General features: G+C 70.2%; 16 protein-coding genes, 1 tRNA gene and 1 riboswitch. Of the genes, 15 read left to right on the top strand and 2 right to left on the bottom strand.

The window, feature by feature from the left end:
- Nucleotides 1-4 precede the first annotated feature (4 nt).
- The 15 genes from ACN8HC_RS13865 to thiD all read left to right on the top strand — a co-directional run bounded on the left by ACN8HC_RS13865 (nucleotide 5) and on the right by thiD (nucleotide 11,112).
- The gene (locus ACN8HC_RS13865; RefSeq protein ID WP_490075428.1) at nucleotides 5-760 is read left to right on the top strand and encodes an IclR family transcriptional regulator; all 756 of its coding nucleotides are present in this window, start codon (nucleotides 5-7) and stop codon (nucleotides 758-760) included.
- 59 nt (nucleotides 761-819) lie between these two features.
- Nucleotides 820-1,407: a 2-oxo-4-hydroxy-4-carboxy-5-ureidoimidazoline decarboxylase gene (gene uraD, locus ACN8HC_RS13860; protein ID WP_490075427.1), complete on the top strand. Its 588-nt coding sequence runs from the start codon at nucleotides 820-822 to the stop codon at nucleotides 1,405-1,407.
- Between the two features lie 4 nt (nucleotides 1,408-1,411).
- On the top strand, nucleotides 1,412-1,753 hold the full coding sequence (gene uraH / locus ACN8HC_RS13855) for a hydroxyisourate hydrolase (RefSeq protein WP_490075426.1): 342 nt from the start codon (nucleotides 1,412-1,414) through the stop codon (nucleotides 1,751-1,753).
- Nucleotides 1,754-1,758: 5 nt separating this feature from the next.
- Nucleotides 1,759-2,646, top strand: a complete 888-nt coding sequence (gene pucL, locus ACN8HC_RS13850; protein ID WP_490075425.1) for a factor-independent urate hydroxylase — start codon at nucleotides 1,759-1,761, stop codon at nucleotides 2,644-2,646.
- A 148-nt stretch (nucleotides 2,647-2,794) separates the two neighbouring features.
- Complete coding sequence (locus ACN8HC_RS13845; RefSeq protein ID WP_490075424.1) at nucleotides 2,795-3,217, top strand: DUF3052 domain-containing protein; 423 nt, start codon at nucleotides 2,795-2,797, stop codon at nucleotides 3,215-3,217.
- Entirely contained in the window at nucleotides 3,214-3,690 is a 477-nt protein-coding gene (locus ACN8HC_RS13840; RefSeq protein WP_490075423.1) for a peroxiredoxin, read from the top strand. Before ACN8HC_RS13845 ends, ACN8HC_RS13840 begins: the two co-directional genes overlap by 4 nt.
- A 76-nt stretch (nucleotides 3,691-3,766) precedes the next feature.
- Nucleotides 3,767-3,839, top strand: a tRNA-Val gene (locus tag ACN8HC_RS13835).
- 46 nt (nucleotides 3,840-3,885) lie between these two features.
- The gene (locus ACN8HC_RS13830; protein WP_490075422.1) at nucleotides 3,886-4,746 is read left to right on the top strand and encodes a Nif3-like dinuclear metal center hexameric protein; all 861 of its coding nucleotides are present in this window, start codon (nucleotides 3,886-3,888) and stop codon (nucleotides 4,744-4,746) included.
- Nucleotides 4,747-4,752: 6 nt separating this feature from the next.
- Nucleotides 4,753-5,493, top strand: a complete 741-nt coding sequence (locus tag ACN8HC_RS13825) for a zinc ribbon domain-containing protein (RefSeq protein ID WP_490075421.1) — start codon at nucleotides 4,753-4,755, stop codon at nucleotides 5,491-5,493.
- A 6-nt stretch (nucleotides 5,494-5,499) separates the two neighbouring features.
- A complete protein-coding gene (locus ACN8HC_RS13820; protein WP_490075420.1) occupies nucleotides 5,500-6,645 on the top strand; it encodes a bifunctional RNase H/acid phosphatase in 1,146 nt (381 codons plus the stop codon).
- Between the two features lie 222 nt (nucleotides 6,646-6,867).
- A complete protein-coding gene (locus ACN8HC_RS13815) occupies nucleotides 6,868-8,055 on the top strand; it encodes an O-succinylhomoserine sulfhydrylase (RefSeq protein ID WP_490075419.1) in 1,188 nt (395 codons plus the stop codon).
- Between the two features lie 41 nt (nucleotides 8,056-8,096).
- Nucleotides 8,097-8,209, top strand: a riboswitch (TPP riboswitch).
- Nucleotides 8,203-8,880: a thiaminase II gene (gene tenA, locus ACN8HC_RS13810; protein ID WP_490075418.1), complete on the top strand. Its 678-nt coding sequence runs from the start codon at nucleotides 8,203-8,205 to the stop codon at nucleotides 8,878-8,880. Its footprint overlaps the riboswitch before it by 7 nt.
- A complete protein-coding gene (thiM, locus tag ACN8HC_RS13805) occupies nucleotides 8,877-9,656 on the top strand; it encodes a hydroxyethylthiazole kinase (protein WP_490075417.1) in 780 nt (259 codons plus the stop codon). Before tenA ends, thiM begins: the two co-directional genes overlap by 4 nt.
- A complete protein-coding gene (thiE, locus tag ACN8HC_RS13800) occupies nucleotides 9,653-10,300 on the top strand; it encodes a thiamine phosphate synthase (RefSeq protein ID WP_490075416.1) in 648 nt (215 codons plus the stop codon). The genes thiM and thiE overlap by 4 nt, the downstream gene beginning before the upstream one ends.
- The gene (gene thiD / locus ACN8HC_RS13795) at nucleotides 10,297-11,112 is read left to right on the top strand and encodes a bifunctional hydroxymethylpyrimidine kinase/phosphomethylpyrimidine kinase (RefSeq protein ID WP_490075415.1); all 816 of its coding nucleotides are present in this window, start codon (nucleotides 10,297-10,299) and stop codon (nucleotides 11,110-11,112) included. The genes thiE and thiD overlap by 4 nt, the downstream gene beginning before the upstream one ends.
- Here the strand turns inward: thiD and ACN8HC_RS13790 are convergent.
- Together ACN8HC_RS13790 and ACN8HC_RS13785 are read right to left on the bottom strand one after the other, a co-directional pair.
- Nucleotides 11,103-12,179, bottom strand: coding sequence for an SLC13 family permease (locus ACN8HC_RS13790; protein WP_490075414.1), 1,077 nt, complete (start codon nucleotides 12,177-12,179; stop codon nucleotides 11,103-11,105). The two genes, thiD and ACN8HC_RS13790, sit on opposite strands and share 10 nt — an antisense overlap.
- Complete coding sequence (locus ACN8HC_RS13785) at nucleotides 12,176-12,922, bottom strand: YaaA family protein (RefSeq protein ID WP_490075413.1); 747 nt, start codon at nucleotides 12,920-12,922, stop codon at nucleotides 12,176-12,178. The genes ACN8HC_RS13790 and ACN8HC_RS13785 overlap by 4 nt, the downstream gene beginning before the upstream one ends.
- Between the last annotated feature and the right edge of the window lie 7 nt (nucleotides 12,923-12,929).

Genomic DNA, 12,929 nt, shown 5'->3' with positions numbered 1-12,929 from the left:
CGTCATGACACAGCAGAGCCGCCCCGGCGGCGTGCAGTCGGTGGGCCGAGCGCTCGACATTCTCGAGCTGATCGATCGCGCCGGCGGTGAGATGGCGCTCGTCGAGGTCAGTGCCGCCTCCGGCCTTCCCATGCCCACCATCCACCGGCTGGTCCGGACCCTGGTGGACCGCAACTACCTGCGGCAGCTGCCCGATCGCCGATATGCGCTCGGATCGCGGCTGATCCCGCTCGGCAACGCCGCGCTGGACGCGTTCGGTTCGCGGAGCAGCTCAATGCTCGCCGACGTCGTCCGCCGGGTCGGCGAGAGCGCCAACCTGGCCGCCCTCGACGGCGACATGCTGGTGTATGTCGGGCAGGCGCCGTCGCCGCGCGCGATGCGGATGTTCACCGAGCTGGGCCAGCACGTGCACCCGCACTGCCGGGCGGCCGGCAAGGCGCTGCTCGCGCAGCTCGGCGACGACGAGGTGCGCACCATTCTGGGCCGGGTCGGCATGCCACCGATGACGGCCGCAACCATCACCGATCCGGAGGAGTTCATCGACCAGCTCGCGCAGGTGCGCGAGCAGGGCATCGCGCACGAGTTCGGCGAGATGGAGGAGGGCGTCGTCTGTATGGCGCTCCCGGTGCTCGGCGGTGACTCCAACCTGGCGCTGTCCATCTCCGGGCCCGCCTCCCGGATGACGGACGTGTTGCGCGAGCGCGCGATACCGGTGCTGCGCGAGGCGGCCGGGGAGATCGCCACCCAGCTGGCCGGCTGACACCGGCTCGTTCGGCACAGGCCCTTGACATGAGCGACACGACAACGCATTCTTTCTACATGCGGAATACAACTTCCACAAAGCGGAATACTCTCGCCGAGCTCAACGAGGCTTCGGACAACGACGCACTCCGCACCCTCCTGCCGCTGTGCAGCAGTCAGCGCTGGGCCCGCGAGGTCACGGCAGGTCGGCCCTACGAGGACCTCGACGGGCTGCTGACTGCGTCCGATCGGGTCTTCGCCGGCCTCACGGTTGCCGACCTGGACGCGGCGCTGGCCGGCCACCCGCGGATCGGCGACCGCGTGAGCGGCGACGGCGCGGCCGACCAGCTCTCGCGCTCCGAGCAGTCGGCCATGCAGTCGGCCGACGAGCAGGTCGCCGCGCAGATCCTGCAGGGCAACAAGGACTACGAGGACCGCTTCGACCGCGTCTTCCTGATCCGGGCGGCCGGCCGCTCGCCGCGCGAGATCCTGGCGGAGTTGCAGCGCCGGCTCGGCAACGACCCGGCCGACGAACAGGACGAGGTGCGCGAGCAGTTGCGCCAGATCACCCGCCTCCGCCTCGAAGGAACCTTCAAACCCCACGAAGTTTCTCCTCCGCTTCGCTCCCCCGAATACTTCGCGGGGGCCCCGGACGATGGAAGGTAGTTCGATGAACTCCACGCTGTCCACCCATGTTCTGGACGCCGTCAACGGAGCACCGGCTGCCGGTGTCGACGTGACGGTGTTCGCACAGACCGGTGCCGGATCCGATGGGTCGCCCGTCGGATCCGGCACCACCGACGATGACGGCCGCGTCTCCGGCCTGGTGCCCGACGGGCTCCGGCAGGGCACCTACCGCATCGTCTTCGCCACCGGCAGCTTCTTCGAGCGTGCCGGGGTCCGGGCCTTCTATCCCGAGGTGGCGATCACCTTCGTCGTCGACGAAGACCGGCACTACCACGTGCCATTGCTACTGAGTCCGTTCGCGTTCTCCACCTATAGAGGGAGCTGATCCTCATGTCCTATGTGCTCGGGCACAACCAATACGGCAAGGCCGAAGTCCACGTCGTGCGCGTCTTCCGCGACAACCCGGACGCGCCGCACGACCTGGTCGATTACAACGTCTCGGTGTCGCTGACCGGCGATTTCGACGATGCGCACCAGACCGGCAACCAGGCCAAGGTGCTGACCACCGACGCCTGCAAGAACACCGTCAACTCGTTCGCCAAGGAAGCCGGTGACGCGGTCCGGGAGCCGGAGTCGTTCGCGCTCGCCCTTGCCGAGCACTTCATCCAGGTGCCGCAGGTCAGCGGTGTCCGGATCAACGTCGAGGCGTTCCCCTGGGACCGCTCGCACGACAACCCCCACGCGTTCGTCAAGAACGGCGACTACGTGCGCACCGTGACCGTCACCAAGAACGCCGACGACACCAGCGTGGTCAGCGGTCTGAAGGAACTCACCGTGCTGAAGACCACGGACTCGGAGTTCCACGGCTTCTACCAGGACAAGTACACCACCCTGCAGCCGACGAACGACCGCATCATGGCCACCGCCGTGACCGCCCAGTGGGCGCACGAGGGCACCGACGTCGACTGGGGCAAGGCGTTCGACGGGGTGAAGGACGCGATCACCAGCAGCTTCGCCGCGGCATACAGCTACGCCCTGCAGCACACCCTGTGGGAGATGGGCAGCGCCGTGCTCGACGCAGCCCCCAGCGTGGCCGAGGTGCGGTTCAGCTGCCCCAACAAGCACCACTTCGTGATCGACCTGAGCCCGTTCGGTGTCGAGAACAACTGCGAGGTCCACCACGCGGACGACCGTCCCTACGGACTGATCGAGGCGACGATCAAGCGCTCCGAGGACGTCGACAAGAGTTCCGCCTACGACCCCGGCCAGGCCTGGTAGGTCGCGGCCCTGACGGCACCGGCTCACCGCCCCGGCATACCTGCTCGGGGCGGTGAGCCGGCGTTCGTCTGTCCGATGCGCCGGTCGGGTCATCCGTGAAATGCCCGCTCCGGTTGCAAACGGCCGCACTTCCTAGTGAACTACGCCCATGGCAATTGGGGCCCCGAAAACCGCACTGGCCGAGAAACTCGGCTTCGAAAAAGACCAGGTGGTACAAGAACTCGGCTGGGACGAAGACGTCGACGACGCCGTCCGTGACCAGATCGAGGAACTCACCGGATCCGCTCTGGAGGACGAGGACTACGACGGAGTCGTCGATGCCGTCGTGCTGTGGTGGCGCGACGGGGACGGCGACCTCATCGATGACTGCGTCGACGCCCTGACCAACCTGGCCGACAAGGGATTCATCGTGCTGCTCGTCCCTGGGGCCGGCCACCCCGACCACGTCGACGCCAGCGACATCGCCGAGGCCGCGCAGACCGCGGGCCTCAAGGCCGGCACGTCCACCCGCGCCGGCGAGGAGTGGATCGCGACGAAGCTCGTGCAGGGCGGCGTGGCAAAACAGCGATGACAGCGATCAGCGACGCAATCGCCGTCGGCTCCGCCGCACCCGACTTCACGCTGAAGAACCAGCACGGAGAAGACGTGTCGCTCGCCGAACGCAGCGCGGACAAGCCGGTGCTGCTGGTGTTCTACCCGTTCGCCTGGTCGGGGATCTGCACCGGCGAACTGTGCGACATCCGCGACGATCTCGCCGGCTTCACCGGCGACGGCGCCGCGGACGTGCTCGCGATCTCCTGCGACCCGATGTTCACCCTGCGTGCCTGGGCGGACGCCCAGCGCTACGACTTCGAGTTGCTGTCCGACTTCTGGCCGCACGGGGACGTCGCGACCGCTTACGGAGTCTTCAACGCCGATGCCGGTATGGCGATCCGCGGCACCTTCCTCGTCGACCGCGGCGGGGTCGTGCGCTGGTCGCAGATCAACGGTCCGGGCGAGGCGCGGGACTTCGCCGGTTACCGCGACGCACTCGCGGCGTTGTAGCCGTCGCGCTGCCCGAGTTTGCCCGGTCGTCACCGGCTGGCAGAATGTCGGGCGCCGCGGCCGCTGCGCCGTTCGCGGGCCTGTAGCTCAGTTGGTAGAGCACCGCGTTTACACCGCGGCTGTCGTCGGTTCGATCCCGGCCGGGCCCACCCAGCTCCGACCGCACCCTCATCGGCATCGCAAGAGAGGCACTCCGTGACCAGTCCCACCCTCGCGGACACCGTGCGGGTGCTCGACCGGTTCTATCCGCAGCACACGGCCGCCGGATGGGACCGGGTTGGTCTGGTGACCGGTGACCCCGAGCAGACCGTGCGGCTGGTGCACTTCGCGGTGGACCCGACGCTGTCGGTGATCGAGGAGGCCCGGGAGGCGGGCGCCGACCTGCTGGTGACGCATCACCCGCTGCTGTTGCGGGGCGTGCACTCCGTCGCGACGACGACCGCCAAGGGCACCGCGGTGACGACCCTCGTCGTCGCGGACATCGCGCTCTACTGTGCGCACACCAACGCCGACGTGGCGACGCCAGGGGTCAACGATGCCCTCGCAGCGGCCTGCGGCCTGCCGGGCGACGCCGGGCCGCTGGACGAGGAGGACGGCCAGCCGATCGGCAAGGTCGGCGACCTGGCCGAACCCACCACGCTGGGTGCCTACGCGCGACGCCTCGCGGACGCGCTCCCGGCCGCGCCGGCCGGGCTGCGGGTGAGCGGTGACCCGGACGCGACCGTGCGCCGGGTGGCCGTCCAGGGCGGCGCCGGGGACAGCAGGTTCGACGCGGTCCGGCGCAGCGGCGCCGACGTCTACGTGACCGCTGATCTGCGGCACCATCCGGCGTTGGAGGCGCGGGAGGAGGCGCGTGGCGGCGCGCCATACCTCATCGACGCGGGGCACTGGGCGACCGAATGGCTCTGGCTGGCCGGCTGCGCCGACCGCGTGCGCGGGGCACTGCGCGAGCAAAGGTATGACGTGGAGACGACCGTGTCGCAGTTGCGCACGGACCCTTGGGACTTCGTGGTGCCCACCGAGCGCCCGGCAACGACCGACGACAAGGAACAGTGAGCTCACGTGAAGGCTGATCTGACCAAGCAGTGGCGACTGCTGGACCTGCAGAAACTCGACACCCGGCTCGACCAGCTCGCCCACCGGGAGCGCACCCTGCCGGTGCAGGTGCAGCTGGCCGAGGCGACGGCGGCGGCCGCCCGGCTGCAGGAGGATGTCGTCCTCGCGCGCACCGCGGTGCAGGACAACGAGCGTGCGGTCAGCAAGGCAGACGCCGACGTGCAACTGGTCTGCGACCGCGCCGACCGCGACCGCACCCGACTCGAGAGCGGCACCGGCACCGCCAAGGAGTTGCAGAACCTGCAGCACGAGCTGGAGACGCTGGCCCGTCGGCAGGCCGAGCTCGAGGACGTCGAGCTGGAGGTCATGGAGCGTGCCGAGAGCCTGCAGGGGGAGTTGCAGGCCAAGGAGACCGCGCAGCAGGAGGCCGCGGCGGCGGTCGAGCGGCTGACTTCCGACCGGGACGCCGCGCTCGCCGAGATCGAGAGCGAGCGCGAGCGCGTGCAGCGGGAGCGCGCCGACGTGGCAGCGGGCGTGGGCGCCGAATTGCTCCCGCTCTACGAGAAGCTGCGCGACCAGATGGGCGGGGTGGCGGCCGCGGCCCTGCAGCAGAAGCGGTGCAGCGGCTGCGGCCTGGAGCTCGGTCAGGCCGAGTTGTCGCGGATCCGGTCGGCGCCGGAGGACGAGGTGCTGCGCTGTGAGGAGTGCCGCCGGATTCTTATCCGCACCGCCGAGTCGGGGCTCTAGACGCAGATGACGCGTGCGCTGATTGTCGAGGCCGACGGCGGATCCCGCGGCAACCCGGGTGTCGCCGGGTACGGCGCGCTGGTGCGGGACGCACAGGACCGGTCGCTGCTCGCCGAGCGGGCGGCACCGCTCGGCAAGGCCAGCAACAACGTCGCCGAATACCAGGGGCTGATCGCCGGCCTGCGGGCTGCCCAGCAGATCGACGAAGGCGCGCAGGTGACGGTCCGGATGGACTCCCGGCTGGTCATCGAGCAGATGGCCGGGCGCTGGAAGATCAAGCACGAGGACATGCGACGTCTCGCCGGCGAGGCAGAGGAGATCGTGCGAGAGCTGCGAGCCGCCGGCGGCGGCGTCGTCGAGTGGACCTGGATCCCGCGGGCGCAGAACAAGGCTGCCGACAAGTTGTCCAACGACGGCATGGACGGCAAGCACGTCGAGCGGGACCTGTGGCGGCAGGACGCCGAGCAGCCGAGCACCTCGACCGGTGAGTCGAGCACGTCGACCGGCGAGTCACGGCCGTCCCTGCCGGCCCGGCCGGTCGCGTCCCGGCTGATCCTGCTGCGGCACGGCGTCACCGACTTCACCGTCAGTGGCCGGTTGGACGGCCGCGGCGGATCCGACCCCGGCCTCAACGAGCTCGGCACCGAGCAGGCCGAGCGCGCCGCGAAGGCGCTCGCCGAACTGGTCACCGGTCCGGTGTCGATCGTGACGTCCTCGCTGGCCCGGGCCCGGCAGACGGGGGAGGCCGCGGCACGTGCGCTCGGCGTCGAGCCGATCGTCGACGCGGACTGGGACGAGCAGGCGTTCGGTGCGTGGGACGGCCTGAGCTACCCCGAGATCGGTGAGCGCTATCCGGGTGACCCCGCGCGAATGCGCGCCGAGGAGGACTTCCGCATCGAGGGCGGTGAGACCCACCGCGAGCTGACCGAGCGGGTGAAGGCCGCCCGCGAGCGGGCCGTCGCCCGTGGTGGCACCGTGATCGTCGCGACGCACCGGATGCCGATCCTCGTCGTCCTGCGTTCGCTGCTGGGGCTGAGCTTGGGGCACGCCTGGCTGATCGCCGCCGACCCGGCCTCGTTGACCGAGATCGACGTGTATGGCGACGGCTCGGCGAGCGTCGCCTACACCAACGACACCCACCACCTGCGCTGAGATTTTTGCTCCGATTCCTCGCAAGACAAGCGGCGGATGGCAACGAACGAGTTCGTTGCGACCCGCCGCTTGTTTGGGTCGTCGTCTCCGCGGCGTCGGGTTGTCGTGCGGCCGGCACTGTTCGGCGTGTTGCGTGCGGAAGTCGGGATGGTCGCGGGTGTGCCGGTTGTGACGCTCGACCGGCGTGGCGGTGGCGTCGACAGGTTGTGGGAAGCTACCGACGTGAGTCGTATCGGACACGATGACAACTGGTCACCGGACACCATCGCGGTGCGAGGCGGTCTGGCGCGCAGCGGCTTCGAGGAGACGTCCGAGGCGCTCTATCTGACATCGGGTTTCGTCTACCAGTCGGCGCAGGACGCCGAGGCGGCGTTCACCGGCGAGGTCGACCGCTTCGTCTACAGCCGCTACGGCAACCCCACCGTCGCGGTCTTCGAGGAGCGACTGCGGCAGCTGGAGGGCGCGGAGGCGTGCTATGCCACGGGGTCCGGCATGGGGGCGGTCTTCACCGCACTCGCCGCACTGCTCGGCGCTGGTGACCGGGTCGTCGCAGCCCGCGGACTGTTCGGGTCGTGCTTCGTGATCCTCGACGAGATCCTGCCGCGGTGGGGTGTCGAGACCGTGTTCGTCGACGGACCGGACAACGAACAGTGGGCGGCTGCGCTCGCCGAGCCGACGGCTGCCGTGTTCTTCGAGACGCCCAGCAACCCGATGCAGGAGCTGGTCGACATCGAGTTCGTCGCCCGGCACGCGCACGCGGCGGGGGCGAAGGTCGTGGTCGACAACGTCTTCGGCACCCCCGTTTTCTCGGCGCCGCTGCAGCACGGCGCGGACATCGTGGTCTACTCGGCAACCAAGCACATCGACGGTCAGGGCCGGGTGCTCGGCGGCGCCATCCTCGGTCCCGACGACTACATCCACGGCCCGGTCGAGAACCTGCTGCGGCACACCGGTCCGTCGATGTCGCCGTTCAACGCGTGGTTGCTGACCAAGGGGCTGGAGACGCTCCGGCTGCGTGTGGAGGCGCAGGCGCGGGCGGCGCTGCAGCTGGCCGACGCGCTGCAGAAGCACCCCGCCATCCGGCAGGTCCGGTATCCGTTCCTGGAGTCGCACGCCCAGTACGAGCTCGCCCAGCGGCAGATGACCGGTGGCGGCACTGTCGTGACCTTCGAGCTCGACGGCGGTAAGGACGACGCCTTCGCGTTCATGAACTCCCTTGAGATCATCGACATCTCGAACAACCTCGGCGATTCCAAGTCGCTCATCACGCACCCGGCGACGACGACCCATCGCCGGATGGGAGCTGAGGCGCGCGCCGCTGTCGGCATCACCGACGGTGTGCTGCGCCTGTCGGTCGGCCTGGAGGACCGCGACGACCTGGTGCGGGACGTCATCCGCGCGCTGGGCTGACCCTTCGGCACGGCGTGGCGCCGGCAGGGGCTACGGTGGTGCCGACAACCCGCGGGAGCTCGGACGGACCGGGCTGAGAGGGCGACCAATCTGTCGCCGACCGCTACGACCTGAGCCGGACAATGCCGGCGGAGGAAGGGATTCGCGATGTCTGTGGCGTCGTCATACAGCTGGTGGCCGGTGCTGGGAGCACCGATGGAGGACGGTCTGAAGAGGGTGCTCGCGCACGAGTTCCTCCAGGGCCTGGCTGACGGGACTCTCCCACGAGAAGCGTTCGGGTACTTCATCATTCAGGACACGCTCTATCTCGCCGACTACGCCAGGGCGCTGTCGTTGCTCGCCGCCAAGGCTCCGACCGAAGCGGCGCCGACGCTGGCGGCACATGCAGGCGCCGCCGTCGCGACCGAGCTGGAGCTGCACCCGGCCCTGCTCGCCGAGGCGGGACTCGACCCGGGCCGGCCGCGTACGGCGCCGAGGTCGCCTGCGACCACGGCCTACACCAGCTACCTGCTGAGCGTGTGCAGCCAGCGGCCGTTCCACGAGGGACTCGCAGCGGTGCTGCCGTGCTACTGGATCTACGAGCAGGTCGGGCAGGCGCTGCAGCGCGACAGCTCCAGTGACCCGGTGTATGCGCGGTGGATCGAGGCGTATGCCGCCCCCGGGTTCGCGCAGAGCGTCGCCGAGATGCTCGAGGTGGTCGACGGCGTCACCAGCCGGCTGTCCGATGCGGCAGTCGCCGAGATGGCCGCGCACATCGGCACGACGACACGGTACGAGTGGATGTTCTGGGACGCGGCAGTGCGAGGGGAGCAGTGGCCGTGGTGACCGCGACGGACCTCGGCGGGCTGCTGGCGGCGGTGCGTGACCGTGGGCCGCTGGTGCAGTGCATCACCAACTCGGTGGTCACCGGCTTCACCGCGAACACGCTGCTCGCGCTGGGCGCCGCGCCCGCGATGGTCGACAATCTCGAAGAGGCAACGGTTTTCGCCGGTGTCGCCGATGCCGTGCTGATCAACGTAGGCACCCTGACGCCCGCGCTGGGCGAGACGATGGTCGCTACGGCGCGCGCGGCCGGTGCTGCCGGGACGCCCTGGGTGCTCGATCCGGTCGCCGTCGGTGGACTGCCGCTGCGGGACCGCGTCGCGGCAGAGCTGGTGCCGTTGCGGCCCACGGTGATTCGCGGCAACGCCTCGGAGATCATCAGCCTGTCCGGAGCCGACGGCGGCGGCCGGGGAGTGGACAGCACCGTCGCCACCGAACAGGCCGTGGACGCGGCGCGGTCCTTGTGCGACCGCACTGGGGGTGCGGTCGCGGTGAGCGGGCCGACCGATCACATCGTGTCCGCCGACGGCGTGCTGACGCTGTCCAACGGTGACCCGATGATGACGCGGGTCACCGGGGTGGGGTGTGCGCTCGGTGCGATCACGGCGGCGTTTGCTGCCTGCGGACCGCCGGCGGAGGCCGCGTTCGCGGCCACCGCCGTGTGGACGATCGCCGCCGAGATCGCCATCGAGAAGTCTGCCGGTCCGGGCACTTTCGCGGTCGAGCTGCTGGATGCGCTCTACGGCCTGAGACCGGCTCAGCTGGAGCGCATTCGATGACCGCCATCGGCGCCGACCGCCTCCGCCTGTACCTCGTGACCGACCGCGCCCTCTGCGGAGAGCGCGGTGTCGTCGAGACGGTGCGGCAGGCGCTCGCGGGCGGGGTGACGATCGTGCAGCTGCGCGACCACCACGCCACGACACGTGAACTGCTCGATACGGCAAGGCAATTGCGGCAGGTGACTGCGGCGTTCGGCGTGCCGTTCGTCGTGGACGACCGGCTCGACGTCGCGCTCGCGGTCGGTGCCGACGGTGTGCACCTCGGCCAGTCAGACCTGCACCCGGTCGATGCGCGTCGCATCGCCGGGCCGGACCTGGTCATCGGGCACTCGGTGTCGTCGGTCGCCGAGGTAGTGGCGATCGGGGATTGGCCGGCCGGCACCGTCGACCACCTCGGTGTCGGGCCGGTGCACGCCACGCCGACCAAACCGAACGCCGCGGCACCGCTGGGTATCGACGGCGTGCGCGAGGTGGTGGCCGCCACCGCGCTGCCGACGGTCGCGATCGGCGGGATCACGTCGGCCGAGGTCGCGTCCCTGCGTGCTGCCGGAGCGGACGGCGTCGCAGTCGTTTCGGCGATCTGCGCGGCGGCCGATCCCACTGCGGCGGCTCAGCAACTGCTCGACGCGGAGGGCGTGCGATGACGTCATACATCCCGACCGTGGTGACGATCGCCGGCACCGACCCGAGCGGCGGAGCGGGCATCAGCGCCGACCTGAAGACGTTCTCCGCGCTGGGCGCCTTCGGGACCGCGGTGGTCACCGCCGTCGTCACCCAGAACACCCAGGGCGTCGCCGCGATCCACCAGCTCGACGGTGCGACGGTCGCCGGGCAGCTGACCAACCTGCTGGACGACGTGCGGGTCGACGCGATCAAGATCGGCATGCTCGGCACCGCCGAGGTGATCGAGGCGGTCGCCGGGGTGTTGCGCGAGCGGGCGCCCGCGCCGGTCGTGCTGGATCCGGTGATGGTTGCCAAGAGCGGGCACCGGCTGCTGGCGCCCGACGCGGTGGATGCGTTGCGCGGCAAGCTGATCCCGTTGGTCGACCTGATCACCCCGAACCTCCCGGAGGCGGCCGACCTGCTGGGCGCTGCCGAGGCGCGGACCGTCTGCGACATGGCCCGTCAAGCCAATGCGCTGGCCGGACTGGCCGGCGGTGTGCTGCTCAAGGGCGGCCACCTCGAGGGACCGGACAGCACCGACCTGCTGGTCGTCGACGGCCGGGTCACCGAACTGGACGCGCCGCGGGTCGCGACGCGGAACACGCACGGCACCGGCTGCACCCTGTCCGCCGCCATCGCGGCGCTGCGCCCCCAGCGGGAGTCGTGGGTGGCGGCGGTGCGGGACGCCAAGACGTATCTCACCGGCGCGTTGGGTGCGGCGGACGAGCTCTCCATCGGCAGCGGGCACGGCCCGGTCCATCACTTCTGGCGGATGGGGCCCGATCAGACCTGAGCCAGCGCCGCGGTGGCGGCGACAACCGTGACGACTGCGACGAGCGCACTCTGAACTGTGAAGCGGACCAACGGAATCGAGAGTTGGGCGCGTTTGCAGCGGCCGAGCCAGAGGAGGGTCGCGAGCGACCCCCAGACGGTGACGATCGGGCCCGCGTTGACGCCGACGAGCAGCGCCATCAGCCGGTGCGCCGAGTTGCTGGCCGCTCCTTCGGCGGCCAGATAGGCGGGTAGGTTGTTGACCAGGTTGGCGCCGACACCGCCGGCCGAGGCGACCCGCAGCAGAGCGATGAACGAGTCACCGGTGCCGACCAGGTTCGCGATCAGCGTGTCCAGGCCGTGGGAACGCAGGTAGTCCACGGCGGCGAACAACACCGTGACCGCAACGACCATCAGCCACGGAACGGCGACAGTGCGAAGCGCCGGCCGGTCTCGAATCGCCAGGGTTGTGAGGAGGATTGCGGCCCCGATCGCAGCTGGTATGGCGGGAGTGACGCCGCTGACGAACGCCGGACCGAGCAGCACACACACCGCGGCCGCGACCCGGAACAGGACGGGATCGGTCGGCGCCGGCGTCGCGGGTGCGGCATACCGGCCGCTGAGTTGCCGCCGGTGCAGCACCGCGATGACGACGGCGGTGCTGGCCATGGCGGTCAGGGCCGGAGCCCAGGCGACGCGCAGGTATGCCGCGAACCCGCCGAACCGGTCGAACTCGTGCAGGGCCAGCAGGTTGCTCAGATTGGAGACCGGCAGCAGCAGTGAGGCGGTGTTCGCCAGCCAGACGGTCGTGAACGCGAACGGCAGCGGCGGCAGCTGGGCCTGGCGGGCGGTGGTGATGACGACCGGCGTCAACAGCACCGCGGTCGTGTCAAGGCTGAGCACCGTCGTCGATACGCACGAGAGGACGACGACGACGATCCACAGGACGAAGGTGCGGCCGCGCGCGAGTCGTGCAGCCCAGTGCCCTGCCACGTCGAAAACCATTGCGCGGTCGGCCACTTCGGCGACCACGGTGATGCACACGAGGAAAGCGAGGACGGGTCCGATCCGGTCGACCAGGTTCGTCATGGTGCTGTCACGGCCAGCTCCCACGGCGTGCCGGCGCGACGCGGTTCGTGCAACTCCACGGCGAAGGCGGCACCGACGACGTCCCGCAACGCCTGCGGAGTGCGCGGGCTCGCACCGGCCTGCGCGAGATGGCGGGTGACCAGGCCCCGGGTGTGTTTGGCGTTGTGCGTCGCTCCCGGCACGTGGATGCGAACCCACCGTCGGGCGGTTGCGCCGGTCGGTGTCCACGCCGCCGCGTAGGTGCTGGACCGGCAGTCGACGACTACCCCGTTGCCGGCGAATTCGCTGAGCGGCGTGACGAGTTCGCCGCGCCAGTGCGCCGCGAGCGGTCCCACACCTGGCAGGTTGGTGCCCATGGAGAGCCGGTATGCCGGGACCCTGTCCGCGAGCCGCAGCGCGCCGAACAGCGCGGACTGCACGACGATCCAGCGCCGGGCACGGCGCAGCGCCGGCCCGTCGAGGCTCGGGAGGTCGAGCGCGTCATACAGGACGCCGGTGTAGAGGTGCTCGACCGGACCGGCCGGTGCGGTGCGCAGCTGCCGGTTGCGCGCGATCTCGCCGGTCAGACTGTGCCCGACACCGAGGACGTCCACGGCGTCCGGTCGCTCGCTCACCTCGGCGAGGACGTCGATCAGCTTCTCGCGTGCGGCGGTGAGCTGGGGGAACGACAGGGAGTCGAGATCGAGCGGTTTCCCGCGGTGCCGTGGGGTCTTGGTCTCGGACGGCGGCAGGAGGATCAGCACGCGGGGA

This window comes from Flexivirga sp. YIM B11880, from assembly GCF_058148645.1.
The sequence above is the reverse complement of the archived record's forward strand: the minus strand, read 5'-3'. Positions and strand labels throughout refer to the sequence as shown.

Coding starts and splice junctions, on each gene's coding strand:
- pucL (WP_490075425.1), top strand. CDS start 1,759: ATGTCCTATGTGCTCGGGCACAACCAATACGGCAAGGCCGAAGTCCAC.
- ACN8HC_RS13840 (WP_490075423.1), top strand. CDS start 3,214: ATGACAGCGATCAGCGACGCAATCGCCGTCGGCTCCGCCGCACCCGAC.
- thiE (WP_490075416.1), top strand. CDS start 9,653: ATGACCGCCATCGGCGCCGACCGCCTCCGCCTGTACCTCGTGACCGAC.
- tenA (WP_490075418.1), top strand. CDS start 8,203: ATGTCTGTGGCGTCGTCATACAGCTGGTGGCCGGTGCTGGGAGCACCG.
- ACN8HC_RS13790 (WP_490075414.1), bottom strand. CDS start 12,179: ATGACGAACCTGGTCGACCGGATCGGACCCGTCCTCGCTTTCCTCGTG.
- ACN8HC_RS13820 (WP_490075420.1), top strand. CDS start 5,500: ATGACGCGTGCGCTGATTGTCGAGGCCGACGGCGGATCCCGCGGCAAC.
- ACN8HC_RS13865 (WP_490075428.1), top strand. CDS start 5: ATGACACAGCAGAGCCGCCCCGGCGGCGTGCAGTCGGTGGGCCGAGCG.
- ACN8HC_RS13845 (WP_490075424.1), top strand. CDS start 2,795: ATGGCAATTGGGGCCCCGAAAACCGCACTGGCCGAGAAACTCGGCTTC.
- uraD (WP_490075427.1), top strand. CDS start 820: ATGCGGAATACAACTTCCACAAAGCGGAATACTCTCGCCGAGCTCAAC.
- uraH (WP_490075426.1), top strand. CDS start 1,412: ATGAACTCCACGCTGTCCACCCATGTTCTGGACGCCGTCAACGGAGCA.
- thiD (WP_490075415.1), top strand. CDS start 10,297: ATGACGTCATACATCCCGACCGTGGTGACGATCGCCGGCACCGACCCG.